Below are 26,197 nucleotides of genomic sequence, written 5' to 3' on the forward strand. Positions count from 1 at the left end.
TACACCGCACTCGCGGCCCGCTCCGGATCCAAGAAGCTTGCCATCGTCGCCGTCGCCAGAAAGCTCCTCGTCACCCTCAATGCCATCATTCGAGACAAAACCGCCTTCGCATGAACACAGTTGCCATGCCGTGACTTCGAAGCGCCGCGACAATGCAGAATTCTGCTCCGCTGCACTCTACGATCGAGGTAAAGGCATGGATCCCAGGGTCTTCACGACGGAGCTTCGCTCCTGCTCCGCCCTGGGATGACGACGTTGCGTACCGCCCAAATGAAAAAGGCGGCCGAAGCCGCCTTTCCAAAGCAGTCTGTCGAAAAGTCTTATTCGGCCGAAGCGGACTCGGCGGAAGCAGCCTCGGCTGCCTTCTTCTCGGCGGCGTCCTGCGCGGCCTTCTCAACGGCCAGCGCCTCGGCGGCGGCGACCTTCTCGGCCTCGATGCGGGCGCGCTCGGCGGCCAAGGCGTCACGCTCCTCGTCGTTCAGCTTGCGGGCGCGCACGCCGGTGTTTTCCGAGATGCGGGCCGACTTGCCGCGACGGTCGCGCAGGTAATAGAGCTTGGCGCGGCGCACCTTGCCGCGGCGCACGATCTCGACTCCCTCGACCATCGGCGAGTAGACCGGGAAAACGCGCTCGACGCCTTCGCCGTAGGAAATCTTGCGGACGGTGAAATTCTCCTGGAAGCCGGAGCCGGAACGGGCGATGACGACGCCCTCATAGGCCTGGACGCGGGTGCGGCTGCCTTCGGTGACGCGCACCTGGACGCGCACGGTGTCGCCGGGCTGGAATTCGGGCAGCTTGCGCTTGGCTTCGATCTTGGCGGCCTGCTCGGCCTCGAGCTGACGGATGAGATCCATCTCAAAAATCCACTTCTTGTTCTTCCGACAGTCAGAGCGTCCTCGGCTCGCCTTGCAGTTCCATCGACCGCTCGGCTATGCCCTTTGCCGTAGGCATCGGGCAGGGACGGCTACACCGCCATTGTTGACGGGTCCGGAAGATCGTTCTTCCGGTTCGGGCGGCCACATACAGCTATTTCGGCGCTTTGTCACGCCTTCGAGGCGTTTTTTGCGCCTATGGGACCATCATATCGCCGTCGTGCAGGGTTGCGCGAGCCTCGCAAGCTTCCTAAGCCGGGGAAAGTGTATCCCCCAGGCCTTCTCCCAATGACTTTCTTCGATGCCGTCCTGCTCTTTGCCGCGGGTTTTGTCTCCGGCGCGGTGAATGCCGTCGCCGGCGGCGGCACCTTCGTCACCTTCGGCGCCATGACGCTGGTCGGCCTGCCGCCCATCGTCGCCAACGCTACCTCCTCGGTGACGCAGTTTCCCGGCTACATCACCTCGACGCTCGCCTATCGTGACGACATCAGGCATTTCTGGCGCGGCGCCTTGCTGCTTTGCCTGATCTCGGCGCTCGGCGCGCTGGCCGGCTCGCTCATCCTGCTCGCGCTCTCCAACCCGTCCTTCCGCGCGCTCGTGCCGTGGCTGCTGATTGCCGCCACCGCGCTGTTCGCCGCCGGGCCGTGGCTCAAGCCAGAGGCCGGGCCGGAGCACCAGGCCTCGGTCGGCTCGCTGGCCGGATCGCTGGCGCAGTTCGCGACATCGGTCTATGGCGGCTTCTTCGGCGCCGGCATGGGCGTCATGATGCTCGCCACCCTCGGCCTGACCCAGGCCGGCGACTACCACAAGCTCAATGCGTTGAAGAACATGCTGGCCGTGGTCATTGCGGCCATCGCCATCCTCGTCTTCGTTTCGGGCGGCGTCGTCGCCTGGCCGCAGGCGATCGTCATGATCCCGGCCGGCGCGCTGGGCGGCTATGCCGGCGTCTGGATCGCCAAGCGCGTGCCGCAAGGCGTCGTGCGCGGCTTCGTGGTCGCGGTCGGCCTGTTCCTGGCCTTCTACTATTTCGCCAAGGGATGAGCGGCCGCCAATAGATCCGGCCTGCGCTCGCGGGTCAGCTTCTCAGCCTCCGCGCGCCGCCATTGCGCGATCTTCTTGTGGTTGCCGGAGATCAATACCTCGGGGATCTGCCTGCCCTCGAACTCCTGCGGCCGCGTGTAGTGCGGGTGCTCGAGCAGCCCGTTTTCGAAGCTTTCTTCCTCGCCCGAGACGGCATTGCCCATGACACCGGGCAGCAGTCGGACCACGGCGTCGAGCAGCACCAATGCCGCCGGCTCGCCGCCCGACAGGATGAAGTCGCCGATCGAGACTTCCTCCAGGCCGCGCGCCTCGATCAGCCGCTGGTCGACGCCCTCGAAGCGGCCGCACAGGATGACGGCGCCGGGGCCGGCGGCGAGTTCCCGCACACGTGCTTGCATCAGCGGTTTTCCGCGCGGGCTCATCAACAGGCGCGGACGCGGATCGCCCGGCGGCGAGGCATGGTCGATGGCCTTGGCCAGCACATCGGCGCGCATCACCATGCCGGCGCCGCCGCCGGCCGGCGTGTCGTCGACGGTGCGATGCCTGTCGGTGGCGAAATCGCGGATCTGGATCGCTTCCAGAGACCAGGTGCCGGCCTCCAGCGCCCGGCCCGCAAGCGACAGGCCGAGCGCGCCCGGGAACATCTCGGGATAGAGCGTCAGCACCGAGGCGGCAAAACTCACCGGTTGCCCCCGGCATCCTTCGGCCCGCGCGGCCGGCCTTTCGGATCGAAGCCGGAACGGCCTGGCGCCTCGCTTTCGTCGTCATCGACCAGCCCTGCCGCCAGTGGATCGACCTGGACGAAGCCGTCGGCGATCGACACATGCGGCACCGCGGCCTGGGTGAACGGGATCAGCACGCCCTTGCGGCCGGCGAGCGTGACATCGAGGATATCGCCGCCGCCGAAATTGTGCACGGCGACGACCCTGCCGATGACACCGGTATCGTCCCTGACCTCCAGGCCGATGAGGTCGGCATGGTAGAACTCGTCCTCCTCGCCGTCGTCCGGCAGCACCGAGCGATCGACGAACAGTTCGGTGCCGGCAAGCGCCTCGGCAGCGTTGCGGTCGCTGACGCCCTTGAAGCGCACCACCACCACCGTGCCGGCCGGCCTGATGTCGAGGATCTGGAAGGCGCGGCCATCCTTGGCGTAGAGCGGCCCGTAATCGGCGAGCGCCAGCGGATCGCCGGTGAAGGTTTTTACCCGCAATTCGCCCTTGATGCCGTGCGCGGCGCCGATCACGGCCATCTGGACAGGGTTCTGGGGCTTGGTCATCGGTGCAAATCCTTTGACTTGCTCTAGCCCTCTGCCGTTGTCATTTCAATGATCGCCTCTTCACCGCTTCCTAACCAGCCCGGCGGAGAATGCCGCCATGCAGGAATTCCTCATCCCGGCGAAGCCCGACCTCCAGGCGGCGCGCGAAAGCTGGCTGAAGATGCTGGCGCGCGAGCGCCGGCTGTCGCCGGAGACGGTCGAAGCCTATGAGCGCGACACGCGCCAGTTCCTGCATTTCTTGACCGGACATTGCGGCGGACCGCCCGGCATCCCCGAGATCGCCGAGCTGCGGCCGGCCGATCTGCGCGGTTTCCTCGCCGCGCGCCGCAACGCCGGCGCCGGCGCCCGCACGCTTGGCCGGGGTCTCGCCGGCATCCGCTCGCTGCTGCGCTTTCTCGAACGGCGCGGCCTCGTCAACGCCGCCGGTGCGGCGGCGCTGCGCGCGCCGCGCCAGCCGAAATCGCTACCCAAGCCGTTGACGGCGAGCGATGCGAAACAGGTCGTTGGCGTGGAAGGGCAGCGCGCGGAAGAGCCATGGATCGCCGCTCGCAACGCCGCCGTGCTGACGCTGCTCTATGGCTCCGGCCTGCGCATCTCGGAAGCGCTTGGGCTCACCGGCGCAGATCTCGCCAGCGAGGCCGACGCCGTGCTGCGCGTCACCGGCAAGGGCGGCAAGACAAGATTGGTTCCGGTGCTGCCCGTGGCGCTGCGCGCGGTCGCCGAATACCGCCGGCTCTGTCCCTTCCATATCGAGCCCAAGGGGCTGTTGTTCCGCGGCGCGCGCGGAGGACCGCTGAACCCGGCGATCGTCCAGCGCGAGATGGCGAAGCTGCGCTCGGCGCTGAACCTGCCGGACACCGCGACGCCGCATGCCTTGCGCCATTCCTTCGCCACGCATCTGCTTGGCCGCGGCGGCGACCTGCGCACCATCCAGGAGCTGCTCGGCCATGCCAGCCTGTCGACCACGCAGGTCTATACCGGCGTCGACACGGCCAGGCTGCTCGACATCTACGAGCGGGCGCATCCGCGAGCGTGAAAGCCCGGACGTCGTCATTACCGCACCGGAAACAATTTCACCCCTCGGTTAACGGTTTTGCCGCTTTTTGGGCCTAAGAAGCTACGCATGAAACGCGTCATCGCCATTGCCGACCGCGCGGCTCTCGTCTCGTTGAAGCTGCTGGCAGCGCTCAACGTGCTTTTTTTCCTGTCGTTCCTGATCGTCCTGCTGCTGGCCGGCAGGGCGCATGCCGAGACTGCCACCTGCGCCGGCGGCGATCTGCTGGCAAGCCTCGCAAAGAGTGATCCCACCGCCTTCAAGAAGGTCGAGGCCGAGGCCGCCGCGGTTCCGAACGGCAAGGGTCTTTTGTGGAAGCTGGAGAAACCAGGCGAAAGGCCGTCCTTCCTGTTCGGCACCATGCACATCACCGACCAGCGTGTCACAACGCTGCCGGCCGCGGCGCAGAAGGCCTATGACGGCGCCGACACCGTCATCATCGAGACGACCGACGCCCTCGACAAGGCCAAGATGATGGCTGCCATGGCCGCCGAGCCTGGCCTGATGATGTTCACCGACAACACGACGCTGACCTCGCTGCTGTCGCCCGAGGACGCCGCGGTGCTGAACAAGGGGCTCGACGCGCGCGGCATTCCGCCCCTGACCGTCGCCAAGATGAAGCCGTGGATCCTGTCGGCCATGGTGGCGCTGCCGGCCTGCGAGGTGGCGCGCCAGACCGCCGGCGCGCCGGTGCTGGATGTCAAGCTGGCCTCCGACGCCAAAGCCTCCGGCAAGGACGTCGAGGGACTGGAAACCGCTGTCGACCAGTTGCGCGCCATGGCCTCGCTGCCACTTTCGTACCACATGAAGGGGCTGGTCGAGACGCTGAAGCTCGGCGACAAGGTGAACGACGTCAACGAAACCATGATCGTGCTCTACCAGCGTGGCGAGGTCGGTATGTTCTGGCCGCTGTTCCGCGTCGTGCTGCCCGACGCCGCGGATGAGGCTGGCTATGCCGCCTTCGAGCAGACCATGATCACCAGCCGCAACAAAGTGATGGTGGAGCACGCCGAGCCAATTCTGGCCAGGGGCAACGCTTTCATGGCCGTCGGCGCGCTGCATCTGCCCGGCCCTGACGGACTGGTCGAAGATTTCCGCAAGGCGGGGTATACTGTTACCGCCGTCAACTGAGTCGTCTGGCGGCTGGGGAGCGGAAAACGCCGGTTTTTCAGCGCTTTCCGTCCGCCGGCGTGAAACCGAAAGCGGGATCGCGCGTTGATGGCTGTTGATTGAAGCCTTTCATTTCAAGGAGGACACGTTTCATGGCGAACCCTAACGACCCCTTCACCCCTCCGAGCACGCCTCCCTCGTCGGGTGGCGGCGGCAGCGGGTGGCTGATCGCCCTTGTTGTCATTATCCTGGCCATTGTTGCGTATTATGTTTTTGGCAGAAGCGGCGGCGAGAAGGCCCCGGCGCCCGCCGAGCCGCCGGCAGCCAGCACGCCCGCTCCGGCGCCTGCGCCTGCTGAACCGGCGCCGGCAACGCCTGCCCCGGCGCCCGCGCCTGCCCCGGCGCCCGCGCCTGCACCAGCTCCCGCGCCTGAACCGGCACCGGCCCCCGCTCCTGCACCTGCACCGGCACCTGCGCCGTCTCCGTGATCAGGCTATAGCTCAACGACGAACGGCCCGCCGAAAGGCGGGCCGTCTTGTTTGGGGCTGTGCCCTGGCCGAGGCCTTTTCAGAAAGCCGCTCCGGTGAGTCAGCTGGCGTGGCTTTCGAGAACCGGAGCGGAGCGTACTTAAAGTACGTGAGCACCGGAAGCGCAGAAAACCGCGCCAGATGGCCGCCGGAGTGGGTTTATGAAAGGCCTCTAAATGTGGATCGGCTTGAAGAAGGTGGCCAATGCCGCTTCCTTCACCGCCTCCGACATCGTCGGATGCGCGTGGCAGGTGCGGGCGAGGTCTTCCGAGGAGCCGCCGAATTCCATCAGCACCGCCGCCTCGTGGATCATCTCGCCGGCGCCGAAGCCGACGATGTGGACGCCGAGCACCCGGTCGCTTGCCTTGTCGGCCAGGATCTTCACGAAGCCGTCGGTGTGCAGCATGGCGCGCGCCCGGCCATTGGCGCTAAACGGGAACTTTCCGACCTTGTAGTCGATGCCGGCCTTCTTGAGCTCTTCTTCGGTCTTGCCGACTGAGGCGATCTCGGGGCTGGTATAGACGACGCTCGGGATGACGTCATAATTCACATGGCCGGCCTCGCCTGCGATCATCTCGGCCACCGCCACGCCCTCGTCCTCGGCCTTGTGCGCCAGCATCGGCCCGGCGATGACGTCGCCGATGGCATAGATGCCAGGCACGCTGGTCCTCAAATGCGCATCGGTCTTGACCCGGGCGCGCTCGTCCATCTCGACGCCCGCTTCCTTCAAGCCGAGGCTGTCGGCATAGGGGCGGCGTCCGGTCGCGACCAGCACCACGTCCGCCTCGATCGTTTCGGCCGCGCCGCCCTTCACCGGCTCGAAGGTGACGCTGGCGCCCTTCTTGGTCTTGGCGGCGCCAGTGACCTTGGCGCCGAGCCTGAATTCGAAACCCTGCTTGGACAAGAGCCGCTGGAACTGTTTCGACACCTCGCCGTCCATGCCGCCGAGGATGCTGTCGAGGAACTCGACGACCGTGACCTTGGCGCCGAGCCGCGCCCAGACCGAGCCGAGCTCCAGCCCGATGACGCCGCCGCCGACCACTATGAGATGGCCGGGCACCTTAGCCAGCGACAGCGCACCGGTCGAAGAAACGATCACCTTCTCGTCGAAATCGACCTTGACGCCCGGAATACCGGCGACGTCGGAACCAGTGGCGATGACGATGTTCTTGGTCTCGATCTCCTCGACCTTGCCGTCCTCGCCCGTCACCGAGACCTTGCCGGCGGCAATCACCTTGCCGGTGCCGCGGAAAGTGTCGATCTTGTTCTTCTTGAACAGGAAGGCGACGCCGCTGACGTTCGAGGCGACCGTCGCATCCTTGTGCGCCATCATCTTCTTGAGGTTGAGCTTCGGCGCGCCGACCTCGACGCCCAGCGTGTCGAAGGAATGCGCAGCTTCGGCGAACATCTCCGAGGCATGCAGCAGCGCCTTCGACGGGATGCAGCCGATGTTGAGGCAGGTGCCGCCGAAGGTGGCATCCTTCTCGACCACCGCCGTCTTCAGGCCGAGCTGCGCCGCCTTGATGGCGCAGACATAGCCGCCCGGTCCCGATCCGATGATAACGACGTCATAAGCCATGAGACTATCCTTCTTATCCGGCCTTCAGCGGCCGCCGCTCACATTCAGGATCGCGCCGGTGATATAGGAGGCCGCGTCCGACAGAAGATAGAGAACCGCGCTTGCGACCTCGTCGGCCGTGCCTGCCCGTTTCATCGGTAGCAGATCCTGCATCCGCGCCACGCGATCCGGCTGGCCGCCGGAGGCATGGATTTCGGTGTCGGTGATGCCGGGGCTGACCGCATTGACGCGGATGCCTTCCAGCGCCACCTCGCGCGCCAGCCCGATCGTCAGCGTGTCGATCGCGCCCTTGGAGGCGGCGTAGTCGACGTATTCGCCGGGCGAGCCCAGCCTGGCAGCCGCGGACGAAATGTTGACGATGGCGCCGCCCTTGCCGCCATGCCGGGTCGACATGCGCCTCACCGCCTCACGCGCGCAGAGGAAGGAGCCGACGACGTTGATGCGCATCATGCGCTCGACCCGCTCGGCGCTCATCTCGTCGACGCGCGCCTTGGCGTCGACGATGCCGGCATTGTTGACGAAAGCGTCGAGCCGGCCGAAGGCCTTGTCCACCGTCTCGAACATCGCCGCGACATCGGCCTCGCTGTCGACATCGCCCTTGATCGCGAAGGCCTCGCCCCCCGCAGCTTCGAGTTCGGCGACCAATGCGTCGGCAGCGGCGCGGTTGGAGACATAGTTGACCGCCACCCGATAACCGGCCTCGCTGGCCTGCCGGCAGATGGCGGCGCCGATGCCGCGGCTGCCGCCGGTGACCAGCAGCGTCTTTTTCTCCGTGCTCATTCCTGGCAGCCTTTCAGGGCAAAGACGTCCCATGGCATTTTCGAGAAACCGCCGGGGCCATAGGCGGCCGACATCTGCAGCGACGGCCCGAGATCGGGGAAGACAAGGCTCTTCGGCGCGTCGGCGCCCTCGGCCGGCAGCAGGCCGACGCTGCCCTTCTCGTCGGCGCTGTAGATGACGCCTTCCCAGACCGTGCAGGCGGCAAGCTCCTCGCCGGTAACGTCGCCGGTCGGGCATTTGTACATCAGCGAGCCATGCGGCCGCCCGGCGTCGCCTTCGGTCCACATGGCGATGCCGTCGAGCACGGTATTGTTGTCGAGGATCATGCGGAATGTGTTGGTGATCGTCGCCGAGGTGCCGGTGGGCGTGAAATCGATCTCGGCGCCGCTCTTCGCCTCGCCATAGACAGCGAGCTGGATCGGGCAGGCGGCATGGGCTGCCACTGCGGCAACTACCATGCCGGCCGCGAGGGCGACAGACTTCGCGGCACCAAGCAAACGGGCTGTCATTCGTCGCTCCGGCCGCGAGCCCCCATAGGCCACCTTAGAGATCGAGCACCAGCCGCTCGGGATCCTCCAGGCTTTCCTTGACGCGCACCAGGAAGGTCACCGCTTCCTTGCCGTCGACGATGCGGTGGTCGTAGCTGAGTGCCAGATACATCATCGGGCGGATGACGATCTGGCCGCCGACCACCATCGGCCGCTCCTGGATCTTGTGCATGCCGAGAATGCCGGACTGCGGCGCGTTGAGGATCGGCGTCGACATCAGCGAGCCGTAGACGCCGCCATTCGAGATGGTGAACGTGCCGCCCTGCATGTCGGCGACCGACAGCTTGCCGTCGCGCGCGGCGAGACCCAGCCGGCCGATTTCCTTCTCGATCTCGGCGATCGACATCTGGTCGGCGTCGCGCACCACCGGCACCACCAGGCCCTTGTCGGTGCCGACGGCGACGCCGACATGGGCAAAGTTCTTGTAGATGATGTCGGTGCCGTCGATCTCGGCGTTGACCGCCGGGATCTCCTTCAGCGCGTGCGTCACCGCCTTGGTGAAGAAGCCCATGAAGCCGAGCTTCACGCCATGTTTCTTCTCGAACACATCCTTGTACTTGGCCCTGAGCGCCATCACCGCGCTCATGTCCACCTCGTTGAAGGTGGTGAGCATGGCGGCGGTCGACTGCGCCTCCTTGAGGCGGCGCGCGATCGTCTGCCTGAGCTTGGTCATGCGCACGCGCTCCTCGCGCGAGGCGTCGTCGGCCGTCGACGGCGCGCGGGCTGCGATCGGCGCAGGCGTCGCCCTCGGCGCCTCGGCCGGCTGCGAGGGCGCGCCCTTGGCGATGGCGTCGAGCACGTCGCCCTTCAGCACCTGGCCGCGCTTGCCCGAGCCCGACAGCTGGTCGACCGCAAGATTGTGCTCTGCGATCAGCTTGGCCGCGGCGGGCGCCGGCGGCATGCTGCGCGGCTCGATCGCGCCGCCGTCACCCGCCATCTCGGCGGTTTCAGCCGCGGCCTGCTTGACCGTGGATGCGGCGTCCGGGCTGGAGGCCTGTGCCACCGCCTGCGGCTTTGTCGCCGGCGCTGCCGCGCCGCCTGCCGAAATCGAGCCGAGCAGCGCGCCGACATTGACCGTCTCGCCTTCCTTGACCGTGATCTCGGCCAGCGTCCCGGCGCCCGCAGCAGGTACCTCCACCGTCACCTTGTCGGTTTCGAGCTCGACCAGCGGCTCATCGGCGGCGATCGCGTCGCCGACCTTCTTGAACCACTTGCCGACGGTCGCCTCGGTGACGGATTCGCCGAGAGTGGGGACGCGGATTTCGGTAGCCATTGTGCCTGTCCGTTCTTCTCTTCTTGAGGTCTGTTGGTCCGGTCTGCTTATTCACCAAGCGCGTCGTCGAGCAAGGCGGCGAGCTGGCTGAGATGCTTCGACATCAGGCCGGTCGCCGGCGAGGCCGAGGCAGGCCGGCCGGTGTAGCGCACCCGCTGGTGCTTGGCGTCGATATGCGCCAGCACCCATTCGAGATAGGGATCGATGAACGACCAGGCGCCCATGTTCTTGGGCTCCTCCTGGCACCACACCATCTCGGCGTTGCGGAAGCGCGACAGTTCGGTGATCAGCGCCTTGGCCGGGAACGGATAGAGCTGTTCGACGCGCAGCAGATAGATGTCGTTGATGCCGCGCTTCTCGCGCTCCTCGTAGAGGTCGTAATAGACCTTGCCCGAGCACAGCACGACGCGGCGGATCTTGGAATCCTTGACCAGCTTGATGGGCTGGTCGGGCAGAAGCTGCGCGTCGTCCCACAACAGCCGGTGGAACGAGCTTTCGCCCGACATTTCCGGCAGCGTCGACACCGCCCGCTTGTGGCGCAGCAGCGACTTCGGCGTCATCAGGATCAGCGGCTTGCGGAAATCGCGCTTCAGCTGCCGGCGCAGGATGTGGAAATAGTTGGCCGGCGTGGTGACGTTGGCGACCTGCATGTTGTCCTCGGCGCAGAGCTGCAGGAAGCGCTCGAGGCGCGCCGACGAGTGCTCCGGCCCCTGGCCCTCATAGCCGTGCGGCAGCAGGCAGACCAGGCCCGACATTCTCAGCCACTTGCGCTCGCCCGACGAGATGAACTGGTCGAACACGACCTGCGCGCCGTTGGCGAAATCGCCGAACTGCGCTTCCCAGAGCGTCAGCGCCTTGGGCTCGGCAAGGCTGTAGCCGTATTCGAAGCCGAGCACCGCTTCTTCCGACAGCATCGAGTTGATGACCTCGTAGCCGGCCTGCGCCGCCGACAGATTGTTGAGCGGGATGTAGCGGTTCTCGTCGCGCTGGTCGTAGAGCACGGAATGGCGCTGCGAGAAGGTGCCGCGTTCCGAATCCTGGCCGGACAGCCGGATCGGATTGCCGTCGAGCAGGATGGCGCCGAAGGCCAGCGCCTCGGCGGTCGACCAGTCGATGCCTTCGCCGGATTCGATCGCCTGGCGCCGGTTCTCGAGGAAGCGCAGGATCGTCTTGTGCGCCTCGAAATCCTTCGGCACCTCGGTCAGCTTCTTGCCGATCTCCTTCAGCGTGCGCACCGGCACGGCTGTCTTGCCTCGCCGCTGTTCGTCCTGGTTGTCGGCGGTTCGCAGGCCCGACCAGGCGCCGTCCAGCCAGTCGGCCTTGTTCGGCTTGTAGGACTGGCCGACTTCAAATTCCTGCTCCAGATGCGCGCGCCAGTCGGCCCGCATCTTGTCGACTTCGGCCTGGGTGATGTGGCCTTCGGCGATCAGCCGGTCGGCATAGACCTGCACCACCGTCTTATGGGTGCGGATGTTGCGGTACATGATCGGCTGCGTGAACGCCGGCTCATCGCCCTCATTGTGGCCGAAGCGGCGATAGCAGAACATGTCCACCACAACCGGCTTGTGGAACTTCATGCGGAACTCGGTCGCGACCTTCGCGGCATGCACCACCGCTTCCGGATCGTCGCCGTTGACGTGGAAGATCGGGGCCTCGATCATCTTGGCCACATCCGACGGATAGGGCGACGAGCGCGAGAAGCGCGGATTGGTGGTGAAGCCGATCTGGTTGTTGATGATGAAATGCAGCGTGCCGGCGACGCGATGGCCGCGCAGGCCGGACAGCCCGAACATCTCGGCGATCACGCCCTGACCGGCGAAGGCAGCGTCGCCGTGCAGCAGCATCGGCATCACCTTGGCGCGTTCGGAAAGCGGCACGATCTCGCCGCGCTCGCGCCCGGCGAGCTGGTCCTGCTTGGCGCGCGCCTTGCCCATCACGACAGGGTCGACGATTTCCAGATGCGAGGGGTTGGCCGTCAGCGACAGGTGCACCTTGTTGCCGTCGAACTCGCGGTCCGACGAGGCGCCGAGATGGTACTTCACGTCGCCCGAGCCCTCGACGTCGTCAGGCGCGGCCGAGCCGCCCTTGAACTCGTGGAAGATGGCGCGGTGCGGCTTGGCCATCACCTGGGAAAGCACGTTGAGGCGGCCGCGATGCGCCATGCCGAGCACGGCCTCCTTCAGGCCGAGCTGGCCGCCGCGCTTGATGATCTGCTCCAGCGCCGGGATCAGCGACTCGCCGCCGTCGAGGCCGAAGCGCTTGGTGCCCTTGTACTTGACGTCGATATACTGCTCGAAACCCTCCGCCTCGACCAGCTTCGCCAGGATCGCCTTCTTGCCGGTGGCGGTGAAGGTGATCTCCTTGTCTGCGCCCTCGATGCGCGCCTGGATCCACGCCTTCTCTTCCGGATCGGAGATGTGCATGAACTCGACGCCGAGGGTCGAGCAATAGGTGCGGGTGAGAATGTCCAACATCTGCCGGATGGTTCCGAACTCGAGCCCCAGCACATTGTCGAGGAAGATCGGCCGATCGTAGTCGGCCGCGGTGAAGCCGTAATTCTCCGGCGACAGCTCGTTATAGTCCTCGAGCGGATTGGCGATGCCGAGCGGATCGAGTTTGGCGTGCAGATGGCCGCGCATGCGGTAGGCGCGGATCATCATGATGGCGCGCACGGAATCGCGCGTTGCCTGATGCACGTCGGCGTCGGAAAGCACCGCGCCATTAACGACCGCCTTCTCCTTCACCTTCTTTTCGATGTGCTTCTCGATCAGGCCCCAATTGCCGTCGAGCGCCGAGACCAGCTCGCCATTGGCCTGCATCGGCCAGGAGGGCTTCGCCCAGGAGGCGCCCCTGGCGTTCTTGCGCACATCCCCGGCATCGTCCTTCAACGCCGCGAAGAAATCCTGCCATTCCGGATCGACCGAGGCCGGGTTGTCCTCATAGGCGGCATAGAGCGCGTCGATATAGTCGGCATTGCCGCCATAGAGGAACGAGGTGAGCGAGAACTGGTCGTTGGCCTGATCTTGTCTTGCCATTTTCGTCTGCGGAGCCTGGCTCCGTCTCCTTTTGTGGAAGGGAGTAGGAGAGTAAGGCAGTAGGGGAATAGGGCTTTTTTGCCGCCGATCTTTCCCAGCTGTCCTACCCCCTTACTTCCCTACTCCTTAACCCTTGATCGCCTCGACCAGCGTCGTGCCCAGCCGCGCCGGCGACGGCGAAACCTTGATGCCAGCCGATTCCATCGCCGCGATCTTGTCTTCCGCGCCGCCCTTGCCGCCGGAGATCACCGCGCCCGCATGGCCCATGGTGCGGCCTGCCGGCGCGGTGCGCCCGGCGATGAAGCCCGCCATCGGTTTCCTGCGGCCACGCTTGGCCTCGTCCTTGAGGAACTGCGCGGCATCTTCCTCGGCCGAGCCGCCGATCTCGCCGATCATGATGATCGACTTGGTCTCGTCGTCGGCGAGGAACATCTCCAGCACGTCGATGAACTCGGTGCCCTTGACCGGATCGCCGCCGATGCCGACCGCGGTGGTCTGGCCGAGGCCGACATTGGTGGTCTGGAAGACTGCCTCATAGGTAAGCGTTCCCGAGCGCGAAACAACGCCGACCGAGCCCTTGCGGAAGATGTTGCCGGGCATGATGCCGATCTTGCATTCGTCGGGCGTCAGCACGCCTGGGCAGTTCGGGCCGATCAGCCGCGAGGTGGAACGGTCGAGCCGGGCCTTGACCTTGACCATGTCCATCACCGGGATGCCTTCGGTGATGCACACGATCAGCGGGATCTCGGCCTCGATCGCCTCGATGATGGCCTCGCCGGCGCCCGCCGGCGGCACATAGATGACGGAGGCGTTGGCACCGGTCTTTTCCTTGCCCTCGGCGACCGTGGCGAAGATCGGCAGGGTCTCGCCCTTCGCGCCGGTCCAGGTCTCGCCGCCCTTCTTGGGATGGATGCCGCCCACCATCTTGGTGCCGTGATAGGCCAGCGCCTGCTCGGTATGGAACGTGCCGGTCTTGCCGGTCAGACCCTGGACCAGCACCTTGGTGTTCTTGTCGACGAGAATGGACATCGCGGCCCTTTTCTAAAAACCGTTGATCGAGGAAGGCGAGACGCGCCGGTAGAGCCCGCTCACCATGTCTTGCCAGGCATCGCTGCCGGCGGGCTTGAACTGCAATTGCATGCGGTAGGTGTCAGTGTCGTCAAAGCCGTAAGTCACGCGCGCGGCGCCGCGCGGCGACGACCGTTCGAGAACCAATTCCTTCTCATTCCAGGTGCCGGTGGCAGGCGAGGCCGGCACAAACCCCATCGAATCGAACTGATGCATGGTGACGAGGCTGTTCTGCTGGTCGAAGCCGAACACATTGTGCGCGCCGAATGAGACCGTGCCGTCGCGACGCTGGCGGTAACGCTGCACCACGAACAGGCCGCCGAACTCAGGCTGCGCCAGCACTTCCGCAGTCGCCATGCCGGCATCGGTCCACTGCGCGGCCGCCACCTCTTCCTCGCCACGCCACGCGCCGACCAGCGCCTGCAGGCGCTGGTGACCGGTCGACAATGAGGAGAATGGCGCCGCGTTCATGGTCAGAGCCGCTTCAGATCGGTGACGGTCAGGTCGCTCTTGGCGTTGCCGGTGTTGAGCGTCGTCGCCGGCTCGAACATCAGCACCACCGGTTCGGCGGTCAGCGAACGCGGCCGGTGCTCGACGCCGCGCGGCACGACGATGAAATCGCCCTCGCCGAGCTCGACCGGCCCGTCGCGGAAATCGATGGCGATCCTGCCGCGCAGCACGAGGAAAGCCTCGTCCTCGTTGTCATGCGCGTGCCAATCGAAGACCTCGCCGAACTTGGCGACCTTGGCCTGGCTGTCGTTGACGTCGCCGGCGATATGCGGATCGAAGACCTTGGCGATCTTCGCGTCCGCCGCCTCGACCAGGTTTATCTTGCGCGGAGGCATCCTATGACCTCCGCACTTGAAGGTCTGACTTCAGGTCGCGCAGCACGGCTACAATTTCTCGATTCGTCTCGACGAGTTCACGAATAGCGGTCGCGTTATCGTGGCCGGCGAGTTCCCGGGCTCGCACATATTGTTTTAGCGTGACAAGGCCCCAGATCCAGATCACCAAAAAAACCGCCAGCGGCAACCAGGCGATGATGTATCCGAGCACGCTTTGCGTGGCATCCTGTTCCACCTGTGTTCTCCAGCTCAGTTCACGCCGAGAGCCATGGTCGTCCGTGCGCGCTGCCTCAGCCCTTCACCGCCTTGACGATCTTCTTGGCCGCATCGTCGAGATCATCGGCCGAGACGACGTTGAGGCCGCTTTCGTTGATGATCTTCTTGCCGAGCTCGGCGTTGGTGCCTTCCAGCCGCACCACCAGCGGCACCTTCAGCCCGACTTCCTTGACCGCGGCGATCACGCCCTCGGCGATGACGTCGCACTTCATGATGCCGCCGAAGATGTTGATCAGTATGCCTTCGACCGCCGGGTCCTTGGTGATGATCTTGAACGCCGCCGTGACCTTCTCCTTCGAAGCGCCGCCGCCGACGTCGAGGAAGTTGGCGGGCTCGGCGCCATAGAGCTTGATGATGTCCATCGTCGCCATGGCGAGGCCTGCGCCGTTGACCATGCAGCCGATATTGCCGTCGAGCGCGACATAAGCGAGGTCGTATTTCGACGCCTCGATCTCCTTCTCGTCCTCTTCGGTGGTGTCGCGCAATTCCATCACGTCCGGATGGCGGAACAGCGCGTTGTTGTCGAACGACACCTTGGCGTCGAGAACGCGCAGGCGGCCGTTCTTCATCACGATCAGCGGGTTGACCTCGAGCAGGCTCATGTCCTTCTCGACGAAGGCCTTATAGAGGATCGGGAACAGCGTGCCGCCGTCCGTGGCCGCATCGCCGTCGAGCTTCAGCGCGGTGTTGAGCGTCTTCACGTCATCCGCCGTCACGCCCTTTTCCGGGTCGATGGCGACGGTGACGATCTTCTCCGGCGTATCATGCGCGACCGCCTCGATGTCCATACCGCCCTCGGTCGAGACGACGAAGGCGATGCGGCCGACCGAACGGTCGACCAGGATCGACAGATAAAGCTCGCGCTCGATGTCGGCGCCGTCCTCGATATAGAGGCGGTTGACCTGCTTGCCGGCAGGACCCGTCTGCTTGGTGACCAGCGTGTGGCCGAGCATCTCGTTGGCGTTGGCGACCACTTCGGCCGCCGACTTCGCCAGCCTGACCCCACCCTTGGCGTCGGCGGGCAGCTCCTTGAACTTGCCCTTGCCGCGGCCGCCGGCATGGATCTGGCTCTTCACCACATAGAGCGGGCCGGGCAGCGCCTTGGCGGCGGCTTCCGCCTCGCTTGCCTTGAACACCGGAACGCCGCTTGCTACCGGCGCACCGAAGGACTTCAGCAGCGCCTTGGCCTGATATTCATGGATGTTCATGCGCTTGGTCTCCGGAGACGGGTTACTTGCCGGCGAGATGCGGGGCGATCTTGGTGCAGGCCTCGGTGAGACCCTGGACGGCCGCCACCGAATTGTCGAACATCTTCTGCTCTGCCTTCGAGAGGTCGATCTCGATGACGCGCTCGACGCCGCCGGCGCCGATCACCACCGGAACGCCGACATAGGTGCCCTTCACGCCATACTGACCGGACAGATGCGCGGCGCAAGGCAGCACGCGCTTCTTGTCCTTGAGGTAGGATTCGGCCATGGCGATGGCCGAGGCAGCCGGGGCGTAGTAGGCCGAGCCGGTCTTCAGCAAGCCGACGATCTCGGCGCCGCCGTCGCGGGTGCGCTGCACGATCTGGTCGAGCTTTTCCTTCGAGGTCCAGCCCATCTTGACGAGGTCGGGCAGCGGGATGCCCGACACCGTCGAATAGCGGATCATCGGCACCATCGAGTCACCATGGCCGCCGAGCACGAAAGCGGTGACGTCCTCGACCGAGACCTTGAACTCTTCGGCCAGGAAGTAGCGGAAGCGGGCGCTGTCGAGCACGCCGGCCATGCCCACGACATGGCTGGTCGGCAGGCCGGAGAATTTCTGCAGCGCCCAGACCATGGCATCGAGCGGATTGGTGATGCAGATGACGAAGGCCTTCGGCGCGTATTTCTTGAGACCCGCGCCGACCTGTTCCATGACCTTGAGGTTGATGCCCAGAAGATCGTCGCGGCTCATGCCGGGCTTGCGCGGCACGCCGGCGGTGACGATGCACACATCCGCGCCCTCGATGCCGGCATAGTCGTTGACGCCGGTGAGCCTGGAGTCGAACCCGTCGACCGGCGACGACTGCGCGATGTCGAGACCTTTGCCCTGCGGAATGCCCTCGGCGATATCGAACAGAACCACGTCGCCGAGGTCCTTGAGGCCGATCATATGGGCGAGCGTGCCGCCGATCATGCCCGAGCCGATGAGCGCTATCTTGTTGCGTGCCATGTCAGGATGTTTTCCCTTGTGTGTGACCGTGCTCCAAATCCTTGCAGACTTGATGACGGCGTCGAGGAGGCTGGAAGAGGACCCGCGAGATTTCGCCGCACCCAATAGCTCCGGCGTGGAAGAAATTCAAACGATTATTTTGTATCCAGTGTTTTCAATCGGTTAGATGGTTTGGGATTTACGTAAACGTCAAAGTTATTGAGCCAACTGAGGAAAATTTACACGATGAACGTCGAAATCAGAAGGCTTCGTCCCGAGGATGACGCCCTTGTGATGCCAGTGGCCGAGGGGGTGTTCGACGAGCCGATCCGGCCCGACCGCGTTGCCGCCTATCTCGCCTCGCCCGGCCATTTCATGATCGCGGCGATAATTGACGAAATCGTGGTCGGCCAGTGCGCCGCCGTCATCCATCGCCATCCGGACAAGGCGAGCGAGCTCTACATCGACGAAGTCGGTGTGGCGCCGCCTTTCCAGCGGCAGGGCATTGCGCGCAAGATGCTCGACGCGATGTTCGAGATCGGCCGCGAGCATGGCTGTGAGGAGTCGTGGGTCGGGACGGAGCCGGACAACGGGCCGGCGCGGGCGCTTTATGAAGCGCTGAACGAGCCGCACGGACCAGCCGAGGAGTTCGTGATGTATGTCTACAGGCTTTCGGGACCGGCTGAAGAGCCTCCGCCTACGTTATCCTGACGCGCTTCAGGGCGAAGCGCTTGATGCCGCCAGCGCCTTCTCGATCTGCGGCAAGAGCAGCGCCTTCGCCGATTCCGGCGTCAGCGGGCCCACATGCTTGTAGGCGATCTTGCCGTCCTTGCCGATGACGAAAGTCTCCGGCACGCCATAGACGCCCCAGTCGATCGCCGCGCGGCCGGCCGGATCGACGCCGATCGCCTGGTAAGGATTGCCGACCTCACCAAGGAAGCGGCGAGCGTTTTCCGGCTCGTCCTTGTAGTTCAGCGCGGCAAGCGTGAAGCGCTTGTCCTCAGACAACGCCAGAAGCACCGGATGCTCTTCCCGGCATGGCGCGCACCATGATGCGAAGACGTTGACCAGCGTCACCTTGCCGGCGAAGGATTTGGACTCCAGCCCCGGCAGGTTCGAGCCTTCGAGCGGCGGCAGGTTCGTCTGCGGCGCCGGCAGCCCTATCAGGGCTGAGGGGATTTCCGACGTGTCGCGGCCGGACAGGAGCTGCGACAGGAACAGTCCTGCCAGGCCCAGGAAGACCAGCAGCGGCAAAATCACGAACAGGCGGCGACGCGGCGCCGGCGTTTGGGTTTCCGTGCTCACGGCTTCCCCGTCCCCGATTTATCGGAACGTCGCCGTACGCCCGCGGCCTCGAGCGCCGCGAGTTCCCGCTTGCGCGCGCGCTGGTCGAGCAGGATCCAGCCGATCAGCCCGGCGAGCACTATCGCCGTGATGGCATAGGCGGCGGTGACGTAGAGTGCATGCGCGCTCATATCAGCCGCTCCACGTGCATGCCTTCCGCGCCTGCCATGTCAGTCCGCTCGATCATGCCTTCCCTTAACCCTGCATTGCAGGCTGCGCAATCAGACGCGGCGCCGCACAATGAGAGCGTTCCGCGGGCCTCAATCCGTCCCGTGACGCAGCGCAAGCGCGGCCGCCAGCGGCCCGACCACCGCAAGAAACAGCGTCAGCGCGGCAAGAATGAGGAAGGGCTGCAGGAACGGCGCCGGATCGGCCACGGCGCCGTAGCTGGCCGATACGCCGAAGATCAGCACCGGAATGGTGAGCGGCAGCACCAGCACCGAGATCAAGAGCCCGCCGCGCGGCAGCGCCACCGCCACCGCGGCCCCCGCGGCGCCGATGAAGGTGATGGCCGGCGTGCCGACGAGCAGCGTGAACGCCGTGGCGCCGATGCCGGTCGGCTCCATATTCATGAACAGGCCAAGCAGCGGTGCCGCGACCACCAGCGGCAGCACGCTGCCCGCCCAGTGCGCCAGGCACTTCACCAGCACCGTCAGCGCCAGCATCTGCCGGTCGCTGTTGAGCACCAGGAGATCGAGCGAGCCGTCCTCGCGGTCGGCCTGGAACAGCCGGTCGAGCCCGAGCAGGCAGGCGAGCAGAGCGGCGATCCACAAGATCGCGGGGCCGATGCGGGACAAAAGGTTGAGGTCCGGCCCGACGCCGAACGGGATCGTGGCGATCACCGCCAGGAAGAAGATGACACCGATCAACGCCCCGCCGCCGGCGCGAATGGAAAGGCGGATATCGCGCAGGAAGAGCGACGACATCAGGATATGGCTCCCTGTCGATGTGAGCGTTCCTTCGCGCCCCCCTCTGGCCTGTCGGCCATCCCCCTCACTCGGGGGGAGATCAGACGTCGCCGGTGATTTCGCCAATCCCCAACGTCGGAAGGATGAGCGGGGCGCCGAAGCTGCCGATCTCCCCCCAAGTGGGGGAGATGTCCGGCAGGACAGGGGGGGGCGCCGTAGAGCAGCAACATCAAACGGCTACCTTCATTTGAAGCGCCTTCGCCCCCTCAAGCCCCAGCGGCAAATGTGTCGCCGCCACGATGATCCCGCCCTCTTGGCAGTGGTCCCGCATCAGCCCCGCGAACCGTTCCTCCGACGCCTTGTCCAGCCCCGCCGTCGGCTCGTCGAGCAGCCAGACCGGCCGTCGGCTGACCAGCAATTTCGCGATCGACGCGCGCCGCTTCTGCCCGGTCGAGAGATAGCCGAAAGGCAGATGCCCGAGCCCGCCAAGCCCGACCGTCTCCAGCGCCTCTTCCACGCTCAAAGCCGGCTCGCCCTGGAAGGCGCGCCAGAAGCCCAGGTTTTCTTCGACGCTGAGCGCCGTCTTCATCGCGTTGAGATGGCCGAGATAATGTGAGGCCGAGGCGATCGTGGGAAACGCTTCGCCGCCAGCCTCGACCCGCACAAACCCCTTGGCGACCGGCAACAGGCCGGCGATGACCCTGAGCAGCGTCGACTTGCCCGATCCGTTCGGCCCGGTGACGATCAGCGCCTCGCCCTTTTCGAGCGCGAAACCGATGCCGGAAAAGACCGTCTCGCCGCCGCGCTCGCCGCCCAGATTTTCGGCGATCAGCCGCATTCTTGCCCGTCCCGAAAGCACCGTTTTGCGGCTCTCGCCGCATCGCACAAATTTGCCTTTCGTCTGTCTAGAACTATTCCAGGAAATTCTCTATATGCGGTTCATCCGTGCCAGCGGTCGGCGCGGGAACAGAATTAGCGCCGAACCAGCGCACGCGCCGCCTTGAACGGCTCGGGTTGCTTGGGAGCGGACAGCGGAAATGGCCGTACCCGCACCTTTGCGCGTGATTGCATGCCATCGGCGTCCGTTCCCTTTCAGGCTGAACAGACAAGGACGGATCGCACGTGTCAAAATCCCTCGATAGTTTCAACTGCCGCCGCACCCTGACCGCGGGTGGCGCGGACTATGTCTATTACGATCTCATCGAGGCCGAGAAGAACGGCCTCACCGGCATCGCTCAGCTGCCCTATTCGATGAAGGTGCTGCTGGAGAATCTGCTGCGTAACGAAGACGGCCGCTCTGTCACCAAGGAGAGCATCCAGGCGGTCGCCGGCTGGCTGACCGACAAGGGCACCGCCGGCGTCGAGATCGCCTACCGCCCGGCCCGCGTGCTGATGCAGGATTTTACCGGCGTTCCGGCCGTTGTCGATCTCGCCGCCATGCGCGACGGCATCAAGGCGCTTGGCGGCGATCCGCAAAAGATCAATCCGCTGGTGCCGGTCGATCTCGTCATCGACCATTCCGTCATCGTCGACGAGTTCGGCACGCCGATGGCCTTCGCCCGCAACGTCGAGCTCGAATATGAGCGCAACGAGGAGCGCTACAAGTTCCTGAAATGGGGCCAGCAGGCGTTCCGCAATTTCCGCGTCGTGCCGCCCGGCACCGGCATCTGCCACCAGGTCAACCTCGAATATCTCGGGCAGGTGGTGTGGACCAGCTCGGAAGACGGCGAGACCACCGCTTATCCCGACACCTGCGTCGGCACGGATTCTCACACCACCATGATAAACGGCCTCGGCGTGCTCGGCTGGGGCGTCGGCGGCATCGAGGCCGAGGCCGCGATGCTCGGCCAGCCGGTCTCCATGCTCTTGCCCGAGGTTATCGGCTTCCGCCTTACCGGCAAGCTCAAGGAAGGCGTCACCGCCACCGACCTCGTGCTCACCGTCACCCAGATGCTGCGCAAGAAGGGCGTCGTCGGCAAGTTCGTCGAGTTCTTCGGCCCGGGCCTCTCCAACATGACACTGGCCGACCGCGCCACCATCGGCAACATGGCGCCGGAATACGGCGCCACCTGCGGCTTCTTCCCGGTCGACGCAGAGACCATCCGCTATCTGACGATGTCCGGCCGCGAGGAGAACCGCATCGCCCTGGTCGAAGCCTATTCGAAGGCGCAAGGCATGTGGCGCGACGCAGGCTCCGCCGATCCGGTCTTCACCGACCTGCTCGAACTCGACCTCGGCGACGTCGTGCCGTCGATGGCCGGCCCGAAGCGCCCCGAGGGTCGCGTCGCCCTGCAGGACATTCCGGCCGGCTTCGCCAAGGCGATGGAGACCGAGTACAAGAAGGCGGCCGAGATTTCCAAGCGCTATGCGGTGGAAGGCACGTCCTACGACCTCGGCCATGGCGACGTCGTCATCGCCGCCATCACCTCCTGCACCAACACTTCGAATCCGAGCGTGCTGATCGGCGCCGGCCTGCTTGCCCGCAACGCCAACCGGCGCGGGCTGAAGCAAAAGCCGTGGGTCAAGACCTCGCTCGCACCCGGCAGCCAGGTGGTGGCCGAATATCTGGAAAAATCCGGCCTGCAGAAGGAGCTCGACCAGATCGGCTTCAACCTCGTCGGCTTCGGCTGCACCACCTGCATCGGCAATTCCGGCCCGCTGCCGGGACCGATTTCCAAGACCATCAACGACAAGGGGCTGATCGCCGCAGCGGTGCTCTCCGGCAATCGCAACTTCGAAGGCCGCGTCTCCCCGGACGTGCAGGCGAACTACCTCGCCTCGCCGCCGCTGGTCGTTGCCCATGCGCTGGCCGGCACCGTGACCAGGGATCTCACCACCGAGCCGCTCGGCGAGGGCAGCGACGGCAAGCCGGTCTATCTCAAGGACATCTGGCCGACCTCTGCCGAGATCCAGGAGTTCATCGAGAAGAACGTCACGCGCGAGCTGTTCGCCCGCAAATACGCCGACGTCTTCAAGGGCGATGAATACTGGCAGAAGGTCAAGGCGCCGGAAGGCCAGACCTATGCCTGGGACGATCATTCGACCTATGTGCAGAACCCGCCCTATTTCGCCGGCATGGGCCGTGGCTTCGGCAAGATCGGCGACATCAAGGGCGCGCGCGTGCTCGGCCTGTTCGGCGACAAGATCACCACCGACCACATCTCGCCGGCGGGCTCGATCAAGGCCGCATCGCCGGCCGGCAAGTACCTCACCGAGCATGGCGTCGGCGTCGCCGACTTCAACCAGTACGGCACGCGGCGCGGCAACCATGAGGTGATGATGCGCGGCACCTTCGCCAACATCCGCATCCGCAACCACATGCTGGGCGAGAACGGGCGCGAAGGCGGCTACACGATCCACTATCCTTCGAAAGAGGAGATGTCGATCTACGACGCCGCGATGGAGTACAAGAAGGAAGGCGTGCCGCTGGTCATCTTCGCCGGCGTCGAATACGGCAACGGCTCCTCGCGCGACTGGGCGGCCAAGGGAACAAATCTGCTTGGTGTCCGCGCCGTCATCGCCCAGTCCTTCGAGCGCATCCACCGCTCGAACCTGGTCGGCATGGGCGTCATCCCCTTCGTCTTCGAGGACGGCACCTCCTGGGCTTCGCTCAACCTCAAGGGCGACGAACTGGTCGAGATCGACGGGCTCGACGCCATCAAGCCGCGCCAGAAGATGGTGGCCAAGGTGACCTATGGCGACGGCACGGTGAAGAACGTGCCGATCATCTGCCGCATCGATACGCTGGACGAGCTCGACTACTTCAAGAACGGCGGCATCCTGCAATACGTGCTGCGCGATCTGGCCGCGTAGCGGCCAGGGAGTAGGGCTTAGGCAGTAGGGAGTAGGACACCTACTGCCTACTGCCTATTCCCCTAACTTCCACCAATGAAAACGAGCCGCCCAAAGCATTGGCCGACTCGGTCAAAGTCCAGATCCGGTTCGCTCGCAATAGAGATCGACCGGCATCGGGAGGTTCTACCACATGGTGGCGACGCGGCTTCCAAATCGAACCGCCTCGAAAAATGCAGTGGCCTCTCCTCCCGTCGCCTGACCTGCGCTCGCGACGACAAAAATTTCACTGCAACGTGACTTCCCGTTGACTGCCCGTTCTGCCACATATTTTGGCAATCAGAACAAGGCCGGCGTCACCGGCGGGAATCGGAACAGTCATGGCATCTCGAGGACCATTGCGGCTTGCGGCATTTGCGCTGGCCCTTTCAACGTTTGCCGGCGCCGCGCTGGCAGGCGAGCCCGAGAAGCCGCAGACCGACAAGCCCCAAGTCGACAAGCCCTTAGGCGTGGTCGAGCTTTTCACCAGCCAGGGCTGCAGCTCCTGCCCGCCGGCCGATGAATTCTTCGCCGAGCTGGCGACCAAGGAAAACGTCGTCGCGCTCGCCTATCACGTCAACTACTGGGACTATCTGGGCTGGCAGGACACGCTGAGCACCAAGGAAAACACCGACCGGCAGTATGACTATATGCGCGCCTTCGGCAGTCGCTCGGTCTATACCCCGCAAGCCGTCATCAACGGCCGCAGCCACGTCAACGGCGCCAGCCGCAGGGACGTCGACGGCGCGCTCGCCCGGATGGACAGGGCAGGCGAGGGCATGCGGGTCGGCATCAAGGTGAGCCGCATCAGCGACCGCGTCATGATCGATGCCGGCGACGCCGGCAATGGCCCGGCCGACGCCCATGTGGTGATCGTCTATTTCAATTCGCCGCAGACGGTCCAGATCGGCCAGGGCGAGAACAGCGGCCGCAACCTGACCTACTGGAACGCCGTCTCCGACATCCAGACCGCCGGCATGTGGCACGGCAAGGCGCAGCGCTACGAATTGCCGATGACCGAGATTTCCAAGAAGGGCGGCTGCGCCGTGCTGCTGCAGTCGGTCGGCAAGGACGGTATGCCCGGTCCGATCCTCGGCGCCGCCTTCATCCACAAGCCCGACCGGCTTTGACGGCTCCTTTCCTTCTCCCTTGTGGGAGAAGGGTGCTCCCGCCAGGACAACAAAAAACCGGCGTCAGCTTGCTTCTGACGCCGGTCATTCAGGTTTTGGGATCGTCGCACCTGATTTTTCCAAGGAAAAACCGAGGTTGGTTCGATCCGACGCTGACCCGTGGGCGGGGGGCTTGGGGTTTACGAGCCGGTGCCGGACCGAACCGTCTCAGGCAACGCCGGTAAACTCGTCGGACATTGGGGCATGAGCGCGGATTATTTGTGGCGACATTGTGGCGGAGTATCACCAATTCCAACACGTGTTTCGCAAACGTGACTGGACGTTTGGGAAACCGCGCGGCCCCGGCTTGCTTAGCCGGCCCTTGCAATTCCACCGTGAAAGCGCGAACCTTGGCTGCGCAAGATTCAAGCGAAGGATCGAAGCATGACCGATCGCAGCAGCGGGATGGAGGATGGGGAAGCATCCGGAATACTGATCCCGTTGCACGAGGCGCGCAGCGCACGCCTCGACCAGCCGGTGCGCTTCGACCGGCGCGAGCTCGACCAGATCCTGAGGCTCTACGGACGCATGGTGGCGGCCAATGAATGGCGCGACTATGCAATCGATCATCTCACTGATCGCGCTGTCTTTTCGGTCTTCCGCCGGGCCAGCGAAGTGCCGCTCTTCCAGATCGTCAAGGACCCGAAACTGGCGCGCCGGCAAGGCGCCTTCGCCGTCATCGCCGCCGGCGGGCGCATCCTCAAGCGTGGCCAGGAGCTTGGCCGCGTGCTCGGCGTGTTCGATCCCAAGCTGAAGCTGGTCGAGGCCTGAGGAGGCGGAAGGGAATTGAAGACCTGAAGAACTGAAGAATTGGGGAAAAGGGCGCTAAGCGCCTGATATAACGGCTGTTTTTCTTCAGTTCTTCAGTTCCTTAATTCTTCAGTTCCCCCGAAATGTTCGCTCCGGCAGCGAATCAGCATCCGGTGGCTGCTCCGCGCCGCCATTGAGCGCCAGCTGCATGAACACCGTGTCCAGCCAGCGCCCATGCTTGTAGCCCGATCCTTCCAGGCGCCCGGAATGACGAAAGCCGAGCTTCTCGTGCAGCCGCACCGAGGCGCTGCCGGCATGGCCGTCGCCGATCACCGCAATGATCTGGCGAAAGCCTGCCAGGCGCGCGGCTTCGATCAGCGCCTGCATCAGCAGCAAGCCAACGCCCTGCCCCTTGGCCTCGGGGGCGACATAGACCGAATCCTCGATGACGAAACGATAGGCGGGCCGCGGCCGGAACGGTCCGGCATAGGCATAGCCGAGCACGATGCCGTCCCTTTCCGCCACGAGATAGGGATAGCTGCCGGCCGCTAAGCTGTCGAATCGATTGCCCATTTCGGCGCGGCTGGGCGGCTCCAGCTCGTAGCTCGCCGTGCCATGCGTGACCGCGTCTGCATAGATTTCCGTGATTCGGTCGAGGTCGGCCGTTGTGGCGGCCCTGATTGCAATATTGCTCATAATTTGTGCAGGCTGTTTTCTTGCCTCGATAACAGCA

Annotated in this window: 26 protein-coding genes; 7 read left to right on the top strand and 19 right to left on the bottom strand. The window is 64.9% G+C overall.

Annotation, left to right across the window (positions count from 1 at the left end; genetic code table 11):
* Nucleotides 1-320: 320 nt before the first annotated feature.
* Nucleotides 321-854: a 50S ribosomal protein L19 gene (gene rplS / locus EN853_RS28365; protein ID WP_127862411.1), complete on the bottom strand. Its 534-nt coding sequence runs from the start codon at nt 852-854 to the stop codon at nt 321-323.
* A 306-nt stretch (nt 855-1,160) separates the two neighbouring features.
* Between rplS and EN853_RS28375 the strand changes: the two genes are divergently transcribed.
* Nucleotides 1,161-1,913 (top strand): sulfite exporter TauE/SafE family protein, encoded by a 753-nt coding sequence (locus EN853_RS28375; protein WP_127862410.1) that lies wholly within the window; start codon nt 1,161-1,163, stop codon nt 1,911-1,913.
* Here EN853_RS28375 and trmD read toward each other — a convergent pair.
* Together trmD and rimM are read right to left on the bottom strand one after the other, a co-directional pair.
* Entirely contained in the window at nt 1,895-2,596 is a 702-nt protein-coding gene (gene trmD, locus EN853_RS28380; protein ID WP_127862409.1) for a tRNA (guanosine(37)-N1)-methyltransferase TrmD, read from the bottom strand. The two genes, EN853_RS28375 and trmD, sit on opposite strands and share 19 nt — an antisense overlap.
* Nucleotides 2,593-3,189, bottom strand: a complete 597-nt coding sequence (gene rimM, locus EN853_RS28385; protein WP_127862408.1) for a ribosome maturation factor RimM — start codon at nt 3,187-3,189, stop codon at nt 2,593-2,595. The genes trmD and rimM overlap by 4 nt, the downstream gene beginning before the upstream one ends.
* 97 nt (nt 3,190-3,286) lie before the next feature.
* Between rimM and EN853_RS28390 the strand changes: the two genes are divergently transcribed.
* Both EN853_RS28390 and EN853_RS28395 read left to right on the top strand, forming a co-directional pair.
* Complete coding sequence (locus EN853_RS28390) at nt 3,287-4,225, top strand: tyrosine recombinase XerC (protein ID WP_127862407.1); 939 nt, start codon at nt 3,287-3,289, stop codon at nt 4,223-4,225.
* 87 nt (nt 4,226-4,312) lie between these two features.
* Nucleotides 4,313-5,374, top strand: coding sequence for a TraB/GumN family protein (locus EN853_RS28395; RefSeq protein ID WP_127862406.1), 1,062 nt, complete (start codon nt 4,313-4,315; stop codon nt 5,372-5,374).
* A 678-nt stretch (nt 5,375-6,052) separates the two neighbouring features.
* On the opposite strand, the gene lpdA is transcribed toward EN853_RS28395, so the two are convergent.
* From lpdA to mdh, 11 genes are all read right to left on the bottom strand, one after another.
* The gene (gene lpdA, locus EN853_RS28405) at nt 6,053-7,459 is read right to left on the bottom strand and encodes a dihydrolipoyl dehydrogenase (protein ID WP_127862405.1); all 1,407 of its coding nucleotides are present in this window, start codon (nt 7,457-7,459) and stop codon (nt 6,053-6,055) included.
* Nucleotides 7,460-7,483: 24 nt separating this feature from the next.
* Nucleotides 7,484-8,239 carry a glucose 1-dehydrogenase gene (locus EN853_RS28410; RefSeq protein ID WP_127862404.1) on the bottom strand — a complete coding sequence of 252 codons (756 nt, stop codon included), beginning with the start codon at nt 8,237-8,239 and terminating at the stop codon, nt 7,484-7,486.
* The gene (locus tag EN853_RS28415) at nt 8,236-8,748 is read right to left on the bottom strand and encodes a hypothetical protein (RefSeq protein ID WP_127862403.1); all 513 of its coding nucleotides are present in this window, start codon (nt 8,746-8,748) and stop codon (nt 8,236-8,238) included. Before EN853_RS28415 ends, EN853_RS28410 begins: the two co-directional genes overlap by 4 nt.
* Before the next feature lie 34 nt (nt 8,749-8,782).
* The gene (gene odhB, locus EN853_RS28420) at nt 8,783-10,060 is read right to left on the bottom strand and encodes a 2-oxoglutarate dehydrogenase complex dihydrolipoyllysine-residue succinyltransferase (protein WP_127862402.1); all 1,278 of its coding nucleotides are present in this window, start codon (nt 10,058-10,060) and stop codon (nt 8,783-8,785) included.
* 47 nt (nt 10,061-10,107) lie between these two features.
* Nucleotides 10,108-13,095 carry a 2-oxoglutarate dehydrogenase E1 component gene (locus EN853_RS28425; RefSeq protein ID WP_127862401.1) on the bottom strand — a complete coding sequence of 996 codons (2,988 nt, stop codon included), beginning with the start codon at nt 13,093-13,095 and terminating at the stop codon, nt 10,108-10,110.
* A 126-nt stretch (nt 13,096-13,221) separates the two neighbouring features.
* On the bottom strand, nt 13,222-14,124 hold the full coding sequence (sucD, locus tag EN853_RS28430) for a succinate--CoA ligase subunit alpha (RefSeq protein WP_127862400.1): 903 nt from the start codon (nt 14,122-14,124) through the stop codon (nt 13,222-13,224).
* Between the two features lie 12 nt (nt 14,125-14,136).
* Nucleotides 14,137-14,634 (bottom strand): DUF1579 family protein, encoded by a 498-nt coding sequence (locus tag EN853_RS28435; RefSeq protein WP_127862399.1) that lies wholly within the window; start codon nt 14,632-14,634, stop codon nt 14,137-14,139.
* A gap of 2 nt (nt 14,635-14,636) precedes the next feature.
* A complete protein-coding gene (locus tag EN853_RS28440; protein ID WP_126091187.1) occupies nt 14,637-15,008 on the bottom strand; it encodes a cupin domain-containing protein in 372 nt (123 codons plus the stop codon).
* Between the two features lies 1 nt (nt 15,009).
* Complete coding sequence (locus tag EN853_RS28445) at nt 15,010-15,243, bottom strand: hypothetical protein (RefSeq protein ID WP_127862398.1); 234 nt, start codon at nt 15,241-15,243, stop codon at nt 15,010-15,012.
* A gap of 55 nt (nt 15,244-15,298) precedes the next feature.
* On the bottom strand, nt 15,299-16,492 hold the full coding sequence (gene sucC, locus EN853_RS28450) for an ADP-forming succinate--CoA ligase subunit beta (protein ID WP_127862397.1): 1,194 nt from the start codon (nt 16,490-16,492) through the stop codon (nt 15,299-15,301).
* 22 nt (nt 16,493-16,514) lie between these two features.
* Nucleotides 16,515-17,483 (bottom strand): malate dehydrogenase, encoded by a 969-nt coding sequence (mdh, locus tag EN853_RS28455; protein WP_040996351.1) that lies wholly within the window; start codon nt 17,481-17,483, stop codon nt 16,515-16,517.
* 225 nt (nt 17,484-17,708) lie between these two features.
* On the opposite strand from mdh, the gene EN853_RS28460 reads away from it, so the two are divergent.
* On the top strand, nt 17,709-18,173 hold the full coding sequence (locus tag EN853_RS28460; protein ID WP_127862396.1) for a GNAT family N-acetyltransferase: 465 nt from the start codon (nt 17,709-17,711) through the stop codon (nt 18,171-18,173).
* Between the two features lie 6 nt (nt 18,174-18,179).
* On the opposite strand, the gene EN853_RS28465 is transcribed toward EN853_RS28460, so the two are convergent.
* The 4 genes from EN853_RS28465 to ccmA all read right to left on the bottom strand — a co-directional run bounded on the left by EN853_RS28465 (nt 18,180) and on the right by ccmA (nt 20,552).
* The gene (locus EN853_RS28465) at nt 18,180-18,767 is read right to left on the bottom strand and encodes a DsbE family thiol:disulfide interchange protein (RefSeq protein ID WP_127862395.1); all 588 of its coding nucleotides are present in this window, start codon (nt 18,765-18,767) and stop codon (nt 18,180-18,182) included.
* The gene (gene ccmD, locus EN853_RS28470) at nt 18,764-18,937 is read right to left on the bottom strand and encodes a heme exporter protein CcmD (protein WP_127862394.1); all 174 of its coding nucleotides are present in this window, start codon (nt 18,935-18,937) and stop codon (nt 18,764-18,766) included. Before ccmD ends, EN853_RS28465 begins: the two co-directional genes overlap by 4 nt.
* A gap of 129 nt (nt 18,938-19,066) precedes the next feature.
* Entirely contained in the window at nt 19,067-19,732 is a 666-nt protein-coding gene (gene ccmB / locus EN853_RS28475; RefSeq protein WP_127862393.1) for a heme exporter protein CcmB, read from the bottom strand.
* 211 nt (nt 19,733-19,943) lie between these two features.
* Nucleotides 19,944-20,552 carry a heme ABC exporter ATP-binding protein CcmA gene (ccmA, locus tag EN853_RS28485; protein WP_127862392.1) on the bottom strand — a complete coding sequence of 203 codons (609 nt, stop codon included), beginning with the start codon at nt 20,550-20,552 and terminating at the stop codon, nt 19,944-19,946.
* A gap of 284 nt (nt 20,553-20,836) precedes the next feature.
* Between ccmA and acnA the strand changes: the two genes are divergently transcribed.
* The 3 genes from acnA to EN853_RS28500 all read left to right on the top strand — a co-directional run bounded on the left by acnA (nt 20,837) and on the right by EN853_RS28500 (nt 25,485).
* Complete coding sequence (gene acnA, locus EN853_RS28490; RefSeq protein ID WP_127862391.1) at nt 20,837-23,527, top strand: aconitate hydratase AcnA; 2,691 nt, start codon at nt 20,837-20,839, stop codon at nt 23,525-23,527.
* A gap of 359 nt (nt 23,528-23,886) precedes the next feature.
* Nucleotides 23,887-24,675 (top strand): thioredoxin family protein, encoded by a 789-nt coding sequence (locus tag EN853_RS28495; protein WP_127862390.1) that lies wholly within the window; start codon nt 23,887-23,889, stop codon nt 24,673-24,675.
* A 423-nt stretch (nt 24,676-25,098) separates the two neighbouring features.
* Nucleotides 25,099-25,485, top strand: a complete 387-nt coding sequence (locus tag EN853_RS28500) for a DUF2794 domain-containing protein (RefSeq protein WP_127862389.1) — start codon at nt 25,099-25,101, stop codon at nt 25,483-25,485.
* A 108-nt stretch (nt 25,486-25,593) separates the two neighbouring features.
* Here the strand turns inward: EN853_RS28500 and EN853_RS28505 are convergent, their stop codons facing one another.
* Nucleotides 25,594-26,160 (bottom strand): GNAT family N-acetyltransferase, encoded by a 567-nt coding sequence (locus EN853_RS28505; RefSeq protein WP_127862388.1) that lies wholly within the window; start codon nt 26,158-26,160, stop codon nt 25,594-25,596.
* Between the last annotated feature and the right edge of the window lie 37 nt (nt 26,161-26,197).

The sequence above is a fragment of the Mesorhizobium sp. M1C.F.Ca.ET.210.01.1.1 genome (genome assembly GCF_004791585.1).
Lineage (GTDB): Bacteria > Pseudomonadota > Alphaproteobacteria > Rhizobiales > Rhizobiaceae > Mesorhizobium.